The organism is Parabacteroides goldsteinii DSM 19448 = WAL 12034, assembly GCF_000969835.1.
In the GTDB taxonomy this organism is placed as follows: domain Bacteria; phylum Bacteroidota; class Bacteroidia; order Bacteroidales; family Tannerellaceae; genus Parabacteroides; species Parabacteroides goldsteinii.
Genome location: NZ_KQ033912.1, coordinates 2,320,847 through 2,339,495 on the forward strand (window position 1 = coordinate 2,320,847; position 18,649 = coordinate 2,339,495).

General features: G+C 47.4%; 10 protein-coding genes. 8 read left to right on the forward strand and 2 right to left on the reverse strand.

Translation table 11 applies throughout. From position 1 onward, the window contains the following. The first annotated feature begins 27 nt into the window (after positions 1-27). The 8 genes from rbr (at position 28) to HMPREF1535_RS08605 (ending at position 16,591) form a co-directional block, all read left to right on the forward strand. Positions 28-606 (forward strand): rubrerythrin, encoded by a 579-nt coding sequence (rbr, locus tag HMPREF1535_RS08570; RefSeq protein ID WP_009860442.1) that lies wholly within the window; start codon positions 28-30, stop codon positions 604-606. Between the two features lie 142 nt (positions 607-748). Beyond that, positions 749-1,642, forward strand: a complete 894-nt coding sequence (locus tag HMPREF1535_RS08575; protein ID WP_044215046.1) for an ABC transporter ATP-binding protein — start codon at positions 749-751, stop codon at positions 1,640-1,642. 21 nt (positions 1,643-1,663) lie between these two features. Further along, positions 1,664-4,981 carry a golvesin C-terminal-like domain-containing protein gene (locus HMPREF1535_RS08580; protein ID WP_009860440.1) on the forward strand — a complete coding sequence of 1,106 codons (3,318 nt, stop codon included), beginning with the start codon at positions 1,664-1,666 and terminating at the stop codon, positions 4,979-4,981. Positions 4,982-5,002: 21 nt separating this feature from the next. Beyond that, positions 5,003-6,499 (forward strand): TolC family protein, encoded by a 1,497-nt coding sequence (locus HMPREF1535_RS08585; protein ID WP_009860439.1) that lies wholly within the window; start codon positions 5,003-5,005, stop codon positions 6,497-6,499. 6 nt (positions 6,500-6,505) lie between these two features. Then, on the forward strand, positions 6,506-7,567 hold the full coding sequence (locus HMPREF1535_RS08590; protein WP_009860438.1) for an efflux RND transporter periplasmic adaptor subunit: 1,062 nt from the start codon (positions 6,506-6,508) through the stop codon (positions 7,565-7,567). Positions 7,568-7,683: 116 nt separating this feature from the next. Then, entirely contained in the window at positions 7,684-10,842 is a 3,159-nt protein-coding gene (locus HMPREF1535_RS08595) for an efflux RND transporter permease subunit (protein WP_046145873.1), read from the forward strand. A 226-nt stretch (positions 10,843-11,068) separates the two neighbouring features. Beyond that, positions 11,069-15,811 (forward strand): efflux RND transporter permease subunit, encoded by a 4,743-nt coding sequence (locus HMPREF1535_RS08600; RefSeq protein ID WP_046146471.1) that lies wholly within the window; start codon positions 11,069-11,071, stop codon positions 15,809-15,811. Between the two features lie 66 nt (positions 15,812-15,877). Then, on the forward strand, positions 15,878-16,591 hold the full coding sequence (locus tag HMPREF1535_RS08605; protein ID WP_009860435.1) for a hypothetical protein: 714 nt from the start codon (positions 15,878-15,880) through the stop codon (positions 16,589-16,591). Between the two features lie 176 nt (positions 16,592-16,767). Here HMPREF1535_RS08605 and HMPREF1535_RS08610 read toward each other — a convergent pair whose 3' ends face one another. Both HMPREF1535_RS08610 and HMPREF1535_RS08615 read right to left on the reverse strand, forming a co-directional pair. Next, complete coding sequence (locus HMPREF1535_RS08610; protein ID WP_009860433.1) at positions 16,768-17,022, reverse strand: DUF6722 family protein; 255 nt, start codon at positions 17,020-17,022, stop codon at positions 16,768-16,770. Positions 17,023-17,092: 70 nt separating this feature from the next. Beyond that, entirely contained in the window at positions 17,093-18,634 is a 1,542-nt protein-coding gene (locus HMPREF1535_RS08615) for a sulfatase (protein ID WP_009860432.1), read from the reverse strand. Positions 18,635-18,649 lie beyond the last annotated feature (15 nt).

The following is an 18,649-nucleotide window of genomic DNA, read 5'->3' on the forward strand; positions in this document are numbered from 1 at the left end:
TTTTATACTACATATATAATTAGCATTATGGAAAAAAGTATTAAAGGTACACGTACCGAACAGAATCTGCTTAAATCATTTGCCGGAGAATCTCAGGCAAGAAGTCGTTACACATTTTTTGCAAGCGTAGCTAAAAAAGAAGGTTACGAACAAATAGCCGGTGTATTTATGGAAACAGCTGAACAGGAAAAAGAACACGCTAAACGTTTCTTCAAATTCCTGGAAGGTGGTATGGTGGAAATTACTGCTTGTTATCCGGCCGGTGTGATCGGCACAACAATGGAAAATCTGGCTGCTGCTGCTGACGGTGAGAACGAAGAGTGGGCTGACTTATACCCTGCATTCGCTGACATCGCAGAAGAAGAAGGTTTCAAAAACATTGCAGTTGCTTTCAGAATGATTGCTAAAGTGGAAGCTGAACACGAAAGACGTTACCGTAAACTGTTGGCTAACTTGACAGAAGGCAAAGTATTCGAAAAAGACGAAGCTATCTTCTGGCAGTGCCGTAACTGCGGTTTCGTGATCGAAGGCAAGAAAGCGCCGATGAAATGTCCGGCATGCGAACATCCGCAGGCATTCTTCGAACCGATGAAGCAGAACTATTAAAATCAGATTTTAATTAAAAAATTAAGCGTCCTTATCCAATATATTGGGGATAAGGACGTTTTTTATTTGTATTCATGCGAATAAAATATATCTTTACCAGCCATTAATACTTAATTCTAATTTCTTCTGAATAGTTGGCAGAATGAGCATATCGATAAAAGACCTAAATAAGGTGTATCCGAACGGAAACCACGCCTTGAAAGACATTAATCTGGAGATACCTACGGGCATGTTTGGACTGCTCGGGCCCAATGGTGCCGGTAAATCTACATTGATGCGTATCCTGGTTGCATTAATGGAACCGTCGTCAGGACAGGTGAATATTTGCGGATACGATCTGTTCAAACAGCGGAAGGAGATCAGGGGAATATTAGGTTATCTCCCGCAGGATTTCCGTTTCTTCGCCAAATATAAGACACATGAATTTCTGGATTATGCGGCCCGTTTATCAGGCATGACGAATGGCAAGCAACGCAAGCAGGCAGTCGATGCCATGCTGGAAAATGTCGGTCTTTTCGATGTGCGCGAACGGTATGCGAATAAACTGTCGGGCGGTATGAAACGCCGTCTGGGTATTGCCCAGGCATTGATCCACCATCCGAAGGTGATAATTGTGGACGAACCGACGACAGGGTTGGACCCGGAAGAACGTATCCGTTTCCGTAATCTGCTGTCGGAAGTCAGTGAGAATGATGTGACGATTATCCTTTCCACTCATATTGTGGGAGATATATCCAGTACCTGCAACTGCATGGCGTTGATGAACAAGGGACAGGTTTCCTTTTACGGTTCTCCGCAGGATATGTTGAAACAGGCGGAAGGGAAAGTTTGGCGCATTAAAGTGACAAGTGATGAACTGCACGAGGTGGATAAGAAATATCCTGTTATCTCTACGATTCCTTCCGGTTCGGGTTGGGAAGTGCAGGTGGTGGCCGACGAGATCGAAGGGTATGAGGCTGAATCGTATCCTCCCAATCTGGAACATGCTTATGTATATTATATGGAAAATAAATTGAATCTCTGGACCAATGATTAGTAACCTTTTACTTTACCCCCTATGTCGTTTGTCAACAATATACAATCGGTAGCAAAATACGAAAGCAAGATATTGATCCGAAGCTGGTTCTTTAAGGTGTTTACCGTGCTGGCTCTTCTGATACTCGGATTCTTTGACTTTGGTATGTTGGTTGCCGACAATGGCGGAGGTATGTGGATGTTGAAAGCACTCCCTTCCAATCTCCCTTACCTGAACCTGCTTTTACTGAATACCGGGCAGGCAGTCATATCGATATTCCTTGCTTCGGAGTTTTTGAAAAGGGATAAGAAGCTGGATACCTCCGAGGTCTTTTATGTCCGTCCGTTGAGCAATGCGGAGTATGTGATCGGAAAGATATGGGGAAACCTGCGGGTCTTCCTGATACTGAACCTGATCGTCATGGGAATGGCTCTGATATTTAATTTTATAGGATCGGGCATGTCGGTAGACTGGCTATCGTATCCGGTTTATTTCCTGCTGATAAGTATTCCGACACTGATCTTTATCATCGGATTGTCCATCTTCCTGATGCTGGTACTGAAAAATCAGGCACTGACCTTTATTATCCTGTTGGGATATATTGGACTGACATTGTTTTATATCAGCGATAAGTTTTATTACCTGTTCGATTATATGGCTTATAGTCTGCCGCTGGTTAAATCGACTATCGTGGGCTTTACCAATCTGGAAGTTGTATTGAATCACCGGGCGATCTATTTCTTTGCCGGATTGGCTTTTATCTTTTTTACGATCTTTCTGTTCAGGCGGTTGCCCAATTCGTCGCGCAGTAATTATCCGTGGTTGTTCCTTTCGTTTTGTATGCTGCTGATAAGTGGGGCGGCCGGATATAAACATGTTCATTCCATCCTGGGAGAAGGGGAGGTGCGTACCCTTTACACCGAGATCAATAATAAGTATGTGAATACTCCCAAGATGATAATCAATCAATACGATATATCACTCGAACAGCAACCGGAACGAGTGGTTTCGGAGGTGGAAATGAAAGGGATGGCTTTGCAGCCGGCGACTGTTTTCACTTTTTGTCTGAATCCCGGTTTGCAGGTGGAGGAAATAAAAAGAGGAGGGAAGCCTCTTGATTTCAAGAGGGATAATCAGATACTGCTGGTCGATTTCGGTGAGGAGGTTTTACCTGGCGATACGGTATCTTTCTCTATCAGGTATAGCGGGAAAATTGACAGTAAGTTCTGTTACCTGGATATTCCGGCAGAGGTTTTGCAGAAAGAGCGCAGGGATTTCCTGTTTAATATAGATAAGCAATATGTGTTTCAGACACCGGATTATCTGTTGTTCACTCCCGAAACATACTGGTATCCGCGCCCCGGAACCTCCTACAGCAATATGAGTCCGGATTGGCAGCAGACTTATTTCAGTAAATTCGGTTTGCGAGTAAAGCCTCTTCCGGGTCTCACCCCGCTTTCGCAAGGGGAGGGAGTGAAAGGAGAGGACGGCGTTTATTCGTTTGCCTCCGAATATCCGGCACAGGCAATTTCCGTGATTGTGGGTAAGTACAAACAGCAAAGTCTGGAATCGGACAGTACATTATATAGTATATGGCACATTGAGGGAAACGATTATTATACGGCTACTTTCGACTCCATACTCGATACCATCCCCAGCTTTATCCGTAATATGAGAGATAATCTGGAACGTAACTATAAACTGAGTTATCCGTTCAGCCGTTTCTCGATTGTGGAAGTGCCTGTTCAGTTCTCCACCTATACCCGTGCCTGGTCGCAGGCTCAGGAAGCTGTACAGCCCGAGATGGTTTTATTCCCGGAAAAAGGATGTATGTTCGGCCAGCTGGATGTGGACAAGATGTGGCGTAACCAGGTGAAATGGTCGAAGCGGGGAGGACGTGAGATAACGGAAGAAGAGGCAAAGATACGTACACTGAACAACTTCTTCTGGATATTCCAGCGGCCGGAAGGAAACTATAATTTCTCATCCAGCGGCCGTGGTAATTATAATATCAGTTCGCAGGCAAACCCTTATTTCCTGTTCCCGCAATTGTATAATTACCGGTACAATATATTTTCTCCCGAATGGCCGGTCGCCAATACTGCGATCGAACTTTATCTGCAAAAGAAATCGGATAACTATGGCTGGGAGCGTGAGATCAATGGCATCAGTAACAATGAAAAAGCCAGCCTGCTGATGGAAAAGCAAACCTTTAAGGAGTTGCTGGGTAATGTGGAATACCGGGATTTGCTGGAGAATATTATCAGTTTAAAGACTTATCGGTTGTTTGCTATTCCTGAGATCAATATCGGGGTGAATGCATTCAGGGATTCGCTTTATACATTACTCGAACGGAATACTTTCCGGAATATCCAGTTTGAAAGTTTACTGGATACGTTGGGGATGATTAGCCATGCGGATATCCGGTCGGGATTGGAGGAATGGTTGCATCCTACGCCTCTGCCAATTTATAGTTTGGGACGACCGGAAGTGACAAAAATCACTAACCGGGGACAGGAATCTTTTGTCCTGAAAATGCAGGTCAGCAATAATTCGGATTATGATGGAATTATACATATCGATATTCAGGGAGTCGGAAGAAGCAGCCAGAACGATATCGATCCGCGTACCAGCCGGAAGATTCCGTTGGAAGCTCACCAGACAAAGGAACTGGTATCCGTTTGGGAGGATGCTCCCCGTGATGTAACCGTCAATACCTTGATATCCGGTAATTTGCCGAGTGTGATCAATCAACCTGTCGGAAATATCAGACAGGAGAGAAGGCAGAATATAGATGCAGAAGGAGATTTTATAATTTCCGATTCCTCTTTCGGGACGGAGGGAGAAATTATTGTAGATAATGAAGACAGTACATTGTTCATCCTTTCCGAACCGGATGTAGTGGGGTTATTACCTAAATGGCTGGATAAGGTGGAAGATACTTCATTCAAGTATTCAGGTGTTTCCAGCTGGCGGCCTCCATTGGAATGGACGGCAACCACCAATGCAAACTATTACGGTAAATATATTCGTTCCGCTTATGTGATAAAGAGCGGCAACGGTAGCCAGACGGCAACCTGGAAAATTCCTGTCCCGTCGGAGGGTACCTATGATGCCTATTATTATGTAAGTAAGGATAACGAACTCCGGTATAATGACCGGGCCCAGGGGGAATATCGTTTCAGGATCAGACAGGGGGAAGAAAGCGAAGATGCGTATATCAACCTCCGGAAAGCGAATGAAGGATGGGAACAGCTGGGCGTCTATTATTTTGTGGCCGATACGGCTTACATTACCCTAACGAATGAATGTAAATTAAGAAGTGTAACGGCCGATGCCGTCAAACTGGTAAAACGATAATCATTAAAACAGTCTACTTATATGCAAAGAGAGTTAGTATGGATGAAAAAGATGATCCTTGTGGTTGTTCTCTTGTCGGGAATCCCTCTGTTTTCCCACGGACAACTGTCACTGACCATCGAGAAGGCATTGGATATAGCAGAAGAGAACAGTCCGACCCTGCGCCGTTCGCACATGAACCTGGACCGGTATCAGGAAACGCTGATAGCCCAGCGGGCTTCCCTTAAATCCAAATTCTCACTGAACCTGAATCCCCTGGATTATAGTAAGAACAGGAGTTTCGACAATCGTTTGTCGCAATGGTATACAAACGAAAAACTCAGTACCAGCGGAACTTTCCGGGTGGACCAGCCTATCTTGTGGACGGATGGTGAGATTTCGTTGATCAATACGTTCGGCTGGCAGGATAATAATTCGAATATCGACGGTGACAAGAATAGTAATAAGGCGTTTAACAACAACCTCTATCTGCAACTTTCGCAACCAATCTTTACTTACAATAAGCGAAAGATGGAGTTGAAACAGATCGAGTATGATTACGAGAATGCCCATATCAGCTATGCTCTCCAACGCTTGAATACCGAAAAAGACATCACCAATCAATTCTATAGTGTTTATATGGCGCAAAGTCAGTTGGCTATTACCCGCGAAGAATTGGTGAATGCCCAGCAAAGCTACGATATTATAAAGAATAAGGTGGAAGCTGATCTGTCAGCCAAAGACGAACTGTTTCAGGCGGAACTGAACCTGGCAACCGCCCGCTCTTCGGTAGAAGAACAGCAAGTCTCCCTGGAGAATGCAAAAGATAAACTAAAACAGGCATTGGGTATGAACCTGGATGACGACTTGATGGTTTTTGCCGAGATAGATATCAAACCGATCGATGTTAACCTCCGGCAAGCGATAGATCACGGTCTGCAATCGCGCCTGGAGCTTCGCCAGCGGGAAATTGAAAGTGATGAACTTGGTTTCGATATGATCAAGACGAAGGCCTTGAATGAATTTAAGGGAGATATCTCACTCTCTTTTGGTTTGATAGGTGACAACAAACGTTTTCAGAATATCTATGAAAACCCGACACAGAACCCGCGGGTGGCAATCAGCTTTACGGTGCCCATCTTCGACTGGGGAGAAAAGAAAGCCCGTGTCCGTGCGCAGAAAGTGGCCCAGAATATCAACAAACTCGATTTCCATGAAGATAAAGTCGATATCGAATTGAATATCCGCCAAGTATGGCGTAGCCTGGAAAACTTACGGACACAGATAGAGATTGCCGAACAGAACGTGCTGAATGCACAACGTACATACGATCTGAACCTGACCCGTTATCGTGAAGGCGATCTGACCGGAATGGAAATGAGTCAGTTTCAGACACAGTTGTCGAATAAGAAGATCTCTTATACACAAGCCCTGATCAATTACAAGATCGAATTGTTGAATCTTAAAATACTTTCCCTGTACGACTTTGAGCTGAATGCTCCGATCGTTCCGATGAAAGACTTTATATCAGAAAAATAATCAGCCATGAAACAGTATAGTCATACCTTTGTATCTTTTGTATTATTTGCCATAGTAACAACCGGTTGTAACAATCAGCCGCAGAATCCTCCCAGCGATATAGCCACACCGGTTTCGGTAACGGAACTGAAAAAAGGTTCTATCAGTAAACTGATTAACACGACCGGGACGGCACAGCCTACGTATGGAGTCGATCTTAACTCGGAAATGAGCGGTCTGTACAAACTCCAGATCAACCCGAAGACAGGAAGACCTTTCAAACTGGGCGACCTGGTCTCTAAAGGACAGTTGATTATCCATCTGGAAGATAAGGAATATGAGAACGGTATTGCCATAGATGCCAAGGAATTGAGTCTGGAAATAGCAGAACAGGAACAGTCGAAACAGAAAGCCCTTTATGAAAAAGGCGGTGTGACCCTGAGCGAAATGCGTAATACCGAAGTGAAAGTGACGAATGCCCGTTATGACCTCGAGAATGCCCGGATCAATCTGGAGAAGATGAATATAAAGGCTCCTTTCGACGGTGTTATTGTCGATCTGCCTCATTACACGACTGATGTGCGGGTAGAACAGGGGAAACCGATGGTGGGTATTATGGATTATGCCCGGATGTACATGGATGTCAACCTGCCGGAAAGTGCCATCAGTTATGTCAAATCGGATCAGCCTGTATTTATTACGCATTATACATTGCCGGAAGATACATTGAAGGGAGTAATCAGCGAACTTTCGCCGGCTATCAGTACGGAAACACGCACATTCAAGGGAAAAGTGATGATACAGAACAATGACCTGAAACTGCGTCCGGGAATGTTCGTCAAGGCGGATATCGTCGTTGACAGGGCCGACAGCGCTATCATCATTCCGAAAGACGTGGTACAATCCAACCGTCGCCGCAAATTTGTGTTTATCGTGGATAAGAATACGGCTATCCTGCGGAATATCAAGACCGGAATGGAAGACGAGAACAATATCGAGGTTCTGGAAGGCCTTCGCGAAAACGACAACCTTGTCACCAAAGGCTTTGAAACATTGAAGGAGAACAGTAAAGTGAAAGTACAGAAATAGAAAAAGGTGAACTATCTGTTTGTAGTAACGGGAGTAACCAATTCCCCTCTTGAGAGGGGAGCCAGGTACAACCGGTCAATAATCGGACAGTTTATATCTGATAATATTGGAACATTATGAAGAACATTGTCAAATTTGCGGTAAGCAATCCGGTCACTATCTGTATGGTCGTGCTGGCCATCCTGCTGTTGGGAAAGATTTCCTACGACCAGCTGAGTGTCGACCTGCTGCCCGACCTGAATAATCCCCGGCTGTTCATCGAGTTGAAGGCCGGCGAGCGTCCGCCGGAAGAGATCGAGAAACAGTTTGTGAAGAACATGGAGTCGATGGCTATCCGTCAGAGCGATGTCACACAAGTTTCGTCGGTTGTTAAAGCCGGTTCGGCCCGTATCACAGTGGAATATACCTGGACGAAAGATATGGATGAGGCTTTCCTTGACTTGCAGAAAGCAATGAATCCGTTTGCCCAGAATAAAGATATCACCGAGTTGAAGATCACGCAACATGATCCGAACCAGTCACCGGTTATCCTGATCGGAATGTCCCATCAGAATATAACCGATATGGCGGAGCTCCGGAAGGTGGCGGAAAGCTATATCCGCAACGAGCTGATCCGGTTGGAAGGCGTTGCCGAGGTGACGCTGTCGGGACAGGAGGAGAGTACCCTGACGATCCGCACCGATCCTTATAAACTCGATGCTTTCGGTCTGAAGATAGAAGATATCGCTTCGCGTATCGAAGCAAACAATCAGAGCATATCGGGAGGCCGTGTCAGTGAACTGGGCTTGCAGTATCTGGTGAAAAGTTCCAGTCTGTTCGGTTCGGAAGAGGATTTCGAGAACCTGATAGTCGGTTATAAACAGGTGGCTAAACAGGAAACAGGCACGAATGCTTCCGCCGGTACGGCAACGGCTTCGGGCGACAAGGCTCCGCTTTTCTTGCGGGAAGTCGCTACCGTAACTTTTGAAAATGCCCGCCCCGACAATATCGTCCGTATCAACGGCAAACGTAGCATAGGACTTTCGATCTATAAAGAAATGCGTTATAACACCGTGAAGGTGGTGGACGGTGTATCCCGCCAGCTGGGTGTTATCGAACAGGCGTTGCCTGGTTATCAGTTTAAAGTGATAACCAACCAGGGGACGTTTATCAAGAATGCGATCGGGGAGGTGAAAGACAGTGCCGTGCTAGGTATCGTCCTGGCGGTTGTCGTGCTGTTCGTTTTCCTTCGCCGGTTCGGGACGACGCTGATTGTCAGTATGGCGATTCCTATTTCGATTGTCGCTACTTTCAACCTGATGTTCTTTAACGGGCTTACGCTGAATATTATGACGCTCGGAGGATTGGCTCTGGGAGCCGGTATGTTGGTGGATAATGCTATTGTCGTTATCGAAAGTATCTTCCGGAACCAGGAGAAAGGGTTGTCCATACGTGAAGCGGCTATCAGGGGAACGTCGGAGGTGGCGGGGGCTGTTATTGCCTCGACGCTGACGACTATTGTGGTTTTCCTGCCGATCGTTTACCTGCATGGAGCTTCGGGGGAATTGTTTAAGGACCAGGCCTGGACCGTGACGTTCTCGCTGGTGTCGTCGTTGTTTGTGGCTATTTTGGTGATACCGATGTTGTATGATAGGTTGATGAACACACCCCCTGCCCCCTCTCGAGAGGGGAGCCGGATACCATCGGACGCTAAAAAAGAAGCAGGTAATGAGGCTGGAAGAGGTATTCAGTTATTAGGGTACAGCCATCTGTTGCGTAGCCTGATCGGACATCGCTGGATTGTTATTTCGGCGGCAGTCGGGTTGATGGTGCTGACGGTTTTTCTGCTTCCTTTCATTGGGACGGAGTTTATGCCGCGCATGGAAAGTAAGGCTTTTACTGTTGTGGTGAAGATGCCGGAAGGGACAAAGCTGGAACGTACTTCTTCGGCGGTGGCGAACCTGGAAGAATTGCTTTATACCATTACGGGCGATAGCCTGCTGACCGTTTACAGCCATATCGGCGAGGGTAGCGGTTCGGAGAATGCCATCTTCGAAGGAGAGAACACGGCAATGATGAAAGTAGTCCTTTCCTCCGAGTGCGGGGTAGCTCCCGAGGCTGTTATCGAGCAGTTTGTCCATACGGCGGAGAATCCCGACGGACTGGAACTGACCATCAAACAGGAGGAAAATTCTCTCAGCTCGTTACTGGGTAGCGAAGGTGCCCCTATCGTTGTTGAAGTGAAAGGGGAAGAACTGGATGAAATAGCCGATATTACGGAAGAAGTGAAAAGCCGGATGCAGGAGGTACCGGGACTCTATAATATTGTATCTTCCATTGAAGACGGTGCTCCGGAGATAACGATCTCTATCAACCGGACGATCGCGGGTATCAACAACCTGAGTGTATCGACCGTCATCGAACAATTGAAACAACAACTCAGCGGGAAAGAAGCCGGAAAGATGGAATATCGCGGAGAGATGCGCGACATCGTCATCAAGGTTCCTGATATTCCGTTGCGTGCCCTGGGCGACCTGGTTATCAAGAATGGCGAACAGGAGTTCCGCCTGCGTGAGATAGCCACCTTCGGTGAATCGCAGGCCCCGAAAGAAATATACCGGCGTAACCAGAACCGCATCAGCAAGGTAATGGCCAATATGGATGCCGGCAAGTCACTGGACAAGGTGGCGGAAGAAATCCGTCAGGCGGTGAAAGGCATCGAACTGCCGGTCAACTATTCGGTTACGGTAACCGGAGAAGAGGAGAAGCGTCAGGAGTCGATGAACAGTCTGCTGTTTGCCCTTGCCCTGTCGGTCATCCTGGTGTATATGGTGCTGGCTTCCCAGTTCGAATCGTTGCTGCATCCTTTCACGATCCTGCTGACGATCCCGTTGGCGGTGGTAGGTGCTATCCTGTTGTTCTTCCTGACCGGCACGACGATCAATATGATGGGAGTGATCGGTATCGTGATGCTGGTAGGTATCGCGGTGAACAACTCGATCATCCTCGTAGACCGTATCAACCAGCTGAAAGCAGACGGAACCGGCTTGACAGATGCCATCGTACAGGCCGGACAACAACGTATCCGTCCGATCATTATGACAACGCTCACTACGATACTTGCCCTGCTCCCGATGACGTTCAGCTTTGGCGAAGGTGCTTCGTTGCGTTCGCCGATGGCTATTGCCGTGATCGGAGGGTTGGTGACATCTACTTTGATGAGTTTGATGGTGATACCATGTGTCTATTATGTGTTGGAAAGACTCAAGAATAGCTGGAATAGAGGGAACAAATAATGTAAAATGCCGGCGCATGATGCGAAAGCGTTTTACAGGCGTGTAAAGTCCCGGCGCATGATGCGAAAACGTTTTACAGACATGCAAAGTCCTGGCGCATGATGCGAAAGCATTTTGCAGACGTGTAAAGCCTCGGCGCACGATGCGAAAGCATTTTGCAGGCCTGCAAAGTCCCGGCGCACGATACGAAGGTATTTTACAGGGTGTAATATATAAAAAAAAGAATATGAACTTTTTACTACATAGAAGAATAACGATCTGTATGCTGTTTATCGCACTGACCATGCTCGGTTATGTGTCGTATAAGCAGTTGCCGGTGGAGTTATTGCCCAATGCCGAACTGCCGATGCTGTTCGTACAGGTTTCATCCCAGCAGGACATGGACCCTTCGTACGTGGAATCGGAAATCGTTATTCCGCTTGAAGGGGCGATCAGTTCGATCGGAGGGGTGGATAAGATACAATCCACCGTCGACAGCCGCCAGTCTACCATACAGATAGATTTCAAAAACACGGTGAACTTCAAGATCACCTCCCTCCGTCTACAGGAGAAGGTGAACGAACTGGCAGCCACTTTCCCCGACGGCTTCAATGTGCAGTTGCAGAAGGTCGATGTCGGCCAGATGGCCAATAACTTTATGGTTTTGCAGGTGCGCGGTTCGGGCGGTGTCGACAGGGTACGTAATATTGTGGATAAGGAGATTCGTTCCGACCTGGAGAATGTGGACGGGGTTGCTTCCGTCAATATCTACGGCGGCCGGGAGAAAGCGATTGAGATACGCCTCAACCCCGAGGCTTGCAAGGCGTTGAACCTGACGCCGTCTTCCATCAGCGGCCTGCTGACGCAGAACACGCAGGATAAGGCCTTTGTCGGTTTTGCCAATGAACCGGACAGCAAATACTTTATCCATGTCAATGCTCTCTATTCGAAGGTGTCCGACCTGGAGAATATCGTGGTCGCCCCCGGTCCTGTGCTGCTGAAAGATGTAGCCACCGTCTTTTTCGACCTGAAGGAAGAGACTTCCTATAGCCGTGTGAACGGAAAAGATGCGGTATCGGTTGCCTTGATGAGCGATTCGCAGGCGAACCTGATCGACTTGTCGCACCGGGCCGTCGAGGCTATCGACCGGCTGAACGAGAAGCTGGCTTATCTCGAGGTGGAAGTGGTGGTGCAGGAGAATACGGCCGAGACAATGGAGAATAATATCGACCAGATCATCAATCTCGCCCTGGTGGGCGGTCTGCTGGCCATACTGATTCTCTGGCTGTTCCTGAAGAACCTGCGGCTGGTATTTTTTATTGCCCTTTCAATCCCTATATCCGTTTATACGGCATTTAATTTCTTCTATGCCTTCGGTATAACGATCAACAGTCTGACGCTGGTGGGGATGGCGCTGGCTATCGGGATGCTGCTCGACAATAGTGTGGTGGTGCTTGAAAATATCTACCGCCTTTCGGCTTCCGGTTGTACGCCCGAACGTTCCGTTACACAGGGTACAAAGGAGGTATGGCGTTCTATCGTGGCGGCTACGCTGACGACGGTGACGGTCTTCCTTCCCTTCGTTTTCTCCGACAACTTTATGATCAAGCTGATCGGGCATCATGTCGGTGTTTCGATTATCTCTACCCTGACCATCTCCTTGTTTGTCGCCCTGCTGTTCATCCCGATGGCAACTTACCTGCTGCTGAGGAAGAAAAACGGGCAGAGCGTCTTTTATGAAAAGGTTTCGATTGTACAGCGTCCTGTACAGGTCTACCTGGTTTTGCTGAAAACATGTATGCGGAATCCGGGAGTAACGATTTTCGGGGCGATCATCGTCCTGTTCGTCACCCTGATCCTTTCCATCTACATGAATGTGCAGCAGATGAAAGATGTGAATACCGACCGTATCAATATCTATGTGACGATGCCGACGGGCAGTACGCTCGATAATGCGGATAAACTGGTGAAGGTGATCGAAGCGCGCCTGGACAGTTTTCCCGGCAGGAAAGACTTGATCAGTCGTATAAATGAAAAGAATGCCGTCCTCACGCTTAACTTCACCGATGACTTTGTGAAGAAGGCGGGAAGTAAAATGGCTGAATATAAAGCCACGGTGCAGGCCACCGTATCCAATATCCAGGGAGCGGAAATCTCCGTGGAGGAATCGATGTCGGGTGGCGGCGGCGGAGGTGGCGCAGGAGGAGGAGCTATGGCTGGCCTGGGCAATTTCATGCGCCTGCTGGGTATCGGTGAGAACCGTGAACGGATCGTGATAAAAGGCTCCGATTTCGATGTGATGCAACTGGTAGCTGAAGATTTCCGCTATTACCTCGATGAACAGGAGTTTATCCGTGGTTCGCGCGTCTCCTACAACCGCCGGCAGCCTGAAATCCACCTCGATTTCGATCCGATCCTGCTGACTTCATACGAGATTACCCGTGCCAATATTTCCTCCGGGCTGGCGGCGCTTAATCCGGAGTATTCTTCGGGCACCTCTTTCAAGATCGGGGAGGATACCTACGATATTATCATCCGTAACGATATCCCCGGCGACGAAGAGAACGAAGAAGAAGAGGCAGAGACGGAAAAGAAAGACAAAACCGTCGATGACCTGCGCCGCGTACAGATACAGAATGCCAACGGCGGACTGCATGATTTGCAGGACCTGGCCTCTGTCAATTATGGCCGGGGACGTACCCGTATCATGCGGGTCAACCAGGATAAACAGATAGAGGTGTTCTATAATTTCTCCAAAGACGTGCAATCGTCGAAAGACCTGCTCGAGGGATATCGCTCGGATATCGACCAGTTGGTTGCCAATTATAATCTGCCGTCGGGGGTTGCTGTGGAGGTGTTCCATGAAGAAGATGAGTTTGCAGACTTTAAGTTCCTGATACTGGCAGCTTTCATCCTTATCTTTATGATACTGGCCTCTGTCTTTGAATCGCTGGTGACGCCTTTCGTCCTGCTTTTCTCGATACCGCTGGCTGCTATCGGTTCTTTGTTGGCATTGTTGCTGACAAGCAATAGCCTGTTGAATGCGAATACGCTGACCGGTTTCCTGATCCTGCTGGGCGTGGTCGTGAATAACGGTATCATCCTGATCGACTATTCCAATATCCTTCGCAAACGAGGCTACAGGCGTAACAGGGCATTGATGACGGCTGGCTTGTCACGTATCCGTCCGATCCTGATTACGTCGATAACGACAATTGTCGCCATGTTCCCGTTGGCGATGGGCGATTCGGAATATGCCGGTGCTATCGGTGCGCCGTTTGCCATTACGGTGATCGGCGGGTTGACATTCTCTGCGTTGCTGACGCTGATCCTGATACCGACTGTTTGTATGGGGCTGGAGAATACCTTGCAGTGGTATCGGGGCCTGTCCCGTAAAATCTGGATATTCCATCTGGTACTGTTCCTGTTGGGGGTTGCTGGTATTTGGTTGTATGCCGACGGGATGCTGTGGCAGTCTGTTTACATGGTTCTTCTGGTTTTCGGTATTCCGGGAGTGACTTATTTTGCTCAGACCAGTTTGAGGCGTGCCCGTTCGAAAGTAATCGATCCCGGGGAAGATATACATATCTCTGTCCGCAATCTGGTGAAGATATACGACTGGCCGGGACGTATCAGCCGTCAGTGGAATAGCGGCCTGAATATCCGCCGGCATCTGGGACTGAGCAATGAATATCGTTCGCTGAAAGATTTTGTCAACGTTCTGTGGCAGTTCGGTATGTTGCTTTTCGGTATGTATTTCACCTGGTTCTTCATCAATAACAGGCTGTGGATATTCCTGTTGTCGTTTGCCATCTATGCCACGATCCTTTATCTGTGGCGGAAGGTCCGTCAATACCTGTTCTACCGTTTCGGGGAAAATAAGCGGGTGAAATATATAAACCGTCTGATATTCTGGAGTATTCCTCCGATCATCCTGTTTATTCTGTTCCGGAAGATGGATAATACCGGACTGATTTCCGTTGTGGGCCTTCTGTGGGCCTTCTGTATTGCCGTATATGTTTCTTCGCAATACTTGTATGAAAAGAATGTCAATATAGAACGTATCAAAGGACGGCTGGCCGGACTTCGCCGCTCCTGGTTCCGTATGGTCAAAGGGATTCCGTTGATCGGGAAACAGCGCAGGCCTTTCAAAGCCTTGCGAGGCGTATCTTTTGAGATCCGTACGGGAATGTTCGGTTTGCTGGGACCTAATGGCGCCGGCAAATCAACTCTGATGCGTATTATCTGCGGTATCCTGGAACAGAGTTACGGCAGCATCTGGATTAATGGACTGGATACCCGCATTTACCGGGAGGAATTGCAGAGCCTGATCGGCTTCCTTCCGCAGGAGTTCGGAACTTACGAGAATATGTCTTCCTGGGAGTTTCTCGATTATCAGGCGATCCTGAAAGGGCTTACCGATAATAAGCTGAGGGAAGAACGTCTGGAATATGTGTTGAAAGCAGTTCATATGTACGAACGGAAAGACGACAAGATCGGTTCTTTCTCCGGCGGTATGAAACAGCGTATCGGTATAGCCCTCATCCTGCTTCATCTTCCCCGTATTCTGGTGGTGGATGAGCCAACAGCCGGTCTCGACCCGCGTGAACGTATCCGTTTCCGTAACCTGCTGGTAGAGTTGAGTAAAGACCGTATCGTGATCTTCTCCACGCATATTATCGAAGATATTTCCAGTTCATGCAGCCAGGTGGTGGTTATCAACAAAGGCGAACTGAAATACTTCGGCGATCCGACCGATATGGTGGATATGGCTACCGGTAAGGTCTGGCAGTTCCATATCGACCGTGAGTCGTTCGAACAGGTGCTGGACAAAACGATGGTGGTCCATCATATACAGGATGGAGATACGATACAGGTGCGTTACCTGTCTGTCGGTTCGCCTTATGAGGGAGCCGTAGAAGTAGAGCCGAACCTGGAAGATGCTTATCTCTGCTTGCTGAAAAATATGGAAGGGAAAAGCGGACAATGAGTTTCTTGCTAATCTCAGGCGTGATGCGAGACTCAAGTGGTAGATTAATGTTGTAAAAAGATAGTTATGACGATAAAGCAATTGATACCTTTATTACCCAAGGTGGTAAAATATAACCTGAAGATCATCTTCGCCGGCAAGTTCATTTGGTTCTTGCTGGCGGCATTCGCATTCTTTGCCTATTTCATGTTCCAGGCTGCCTGGAATAGGGCGGAGATCAACGAAGGACTGATCTATAACCTTTTGATGTTCCCTTGTGTCCTGCTGGTATTCTATCCTGCCGTATTCGGCATCCAGAATGATGAGGATAACCGGATACTGGAAATCCTTTTCGGTATCCCTGACTACAAATATAAAGTCTGGGGAGTACGCCTGCTGATGATTTATGTCGCTATATTCTTTATCCTGGTGGCTTTTTCTTATCTGGCTACATTATTGTTATATCCGGTCAATCCGTTCGAGATGTCTGTCCAGTTGATGTTCCCCCTTGTCTTTTTCGGGAATCTGGCCTTTATGCTCTCCACCATCACCCGCAGTGGCAACGGCACGGCTGTGTTTACGATTATCCTGGCTATTCTCCTTCTGATAACGAGCGAGATGGAAATAATAGAACGTTCATTCTGGAATATCCTCCTGAATCCTTTTAAAGTACCTGATAACTTCCTGCCGGTAATCTGGGAAGGGTTGATCGTCAAGAACCGTATTTTCCTTTTGATAGGTGGTATTGTGTGGATGATGATCGGGTTGCTGAATTTGCAGAAGAGGGAGAGGTTTATATAAATAATCAGGCACGGAGCACATGCGATAATAGATCGTGTGATCCGTGCCTGGAATCTTATTTGCCAGTTAACTATATTTGTCTAGCCAACGTTTGCCTGCTGGAGTTTTAACAAAAATAATAATTCCTATGGCAATCGCACCTAAAAGGAGATATAAAAATATAGCAGGTTCCATATTTATTTCTTTTTATAGGTTAATACTAAAAACCCTGCAATACATAAAAGAATTGCTATACTAACAGCTATTGTTATCACCAAAATTTTATCGGTATTGAGTTGTAAAACAGTAGTAATTACAGCACCTCCGATTACTAGTTTCGATATATCCAATAGATATTTTCCAAACTCTTTGAGAATGTTCGCTTCCTCTTTCTGTAGCTGTTGTACCTGTAGAGGTATGGACATTCTTTTTGTCTTATGCCTGTTCTTCATAGTTAAATAATTTTGTTACAGGCAAAGATAGGATATAATATTGAAAGAGTGCAGGAATAACTGCTAAAAATTATATCTCGTCCGGCCAGGGGCAAGGTTTACCCGTTGCCTTAAACGACGGACGCTGTGCTTCCATCTTTCGTAATTGTTTGCCCAGGTCTTTGGATAGTTTCTTTATCAAGTCGGGATGGGAAGCGGACAAGTCATTCTTTTCGCCTATATCGTCGGGAATATTGAATAACTCTTTTTTTCCTGTCTCATAATAATAGATCAGTTTCCAGTCACCCTGGCGGATTGTGCAGGTGGCTCCGATACCCGGCCCTGTGTTGCCCCAGAGGTTCGGGAAGTTCCAGTACAGGCTGCGCCCTTTGGAGGGATCGCCGGTATTGGTCAGCAGCGGCATGAAACTGACGCCGTCTATTGGCTGGATAGTCTCGTATTTCTTTATTTCGGCCATTTCGAGGATGGTCGGGAAGAAGTCTTCGATGATCAGGTATTTATCGCATTTGCTCTGCGGCTGTACCTTGCCCGGCCAGCTGACGATCATCGGTTCACGAACGCCGCCTTCGTAAGCGGAACCTTTACCGCTGTTCAGCGGGGAGTTCTGGGTATGAGGTTTGCCGTCGCGCCATTCCGGTTCGGCAGCCAGACCGCCGTTGTCGGACATGAAGATGATGATCGTGTTATCCGCCAGCTTGTTCTTCTCCAGATAATCCATGATATCGCCCAGACTTTTGTCCATTCCTTCTATCAGGGCGGCATAAGCGGCTTCTTTCTCTCCCAGTCCTTTGTCGATATATTTCTGATAGAAACGCATATCCTTATCTATCGGGACATGAATGGCATAATGCGACATGTAAAGGAAGAACGGCTGATCGTATTGTTGCGCCTTATCCAGTGCTTTGGTAGCTTCCTGTGTCAGGGCTTCCGAGATAAAGATATCCTTTCCCCAGTATTTATCCAGGCCCGGAACGGCGAACCAGGGATTCGGCTTACCGTCTGTTCGGTTACCGAAATTGGCTTCTCCCAAATAACTGGCAAGGCCGCCGCCGGCATGTCCGGCAATGTTTACTTCGAATCCGAAATGATACGGGTTCTCTCCCGGTGTGTCTACCGCTCCCCAATGGGCTTTTCCGCAATGGATGGTATGATAACCGTTATCTTTCAGTATTTGAGCCATAGAGGTGACCTGGTAAGTATGTTCGATGCCTGCGACCTCACAGATACCGTTTACATTCCAGTCCGGCAATTCCAGCACATCGCTTTGCCGGTCTGTCGATTTGTTTTTGGGATACGTCCAGTTCGTTACCCGGTGGCGGCCTGCATTCATACCGGTATAGAGGCTGCAACGGCTCGGCGAACTGATGCTGGAAGCATAAGCCTGGGTAAACATCATACCCTGGCGGGCAAGGCGTTCCATGTTAGGCGTTTCGTATACTTCATTATAATGTGTCTTTTCCTTCCAGAAAGGGAGGGAAGTATCTTGCCAGCCCATATCATCTACCAGGAAGAGAATAATATTCGGCCGGTCCTGCGGTTTGGCCGCTTCGGCTTGCCCGGCTGCTCCCAATAATGGAAGTGTTGCCAGTGATAGAAATAGTCTCTTGTTCATGCTCGTATCGTTTTT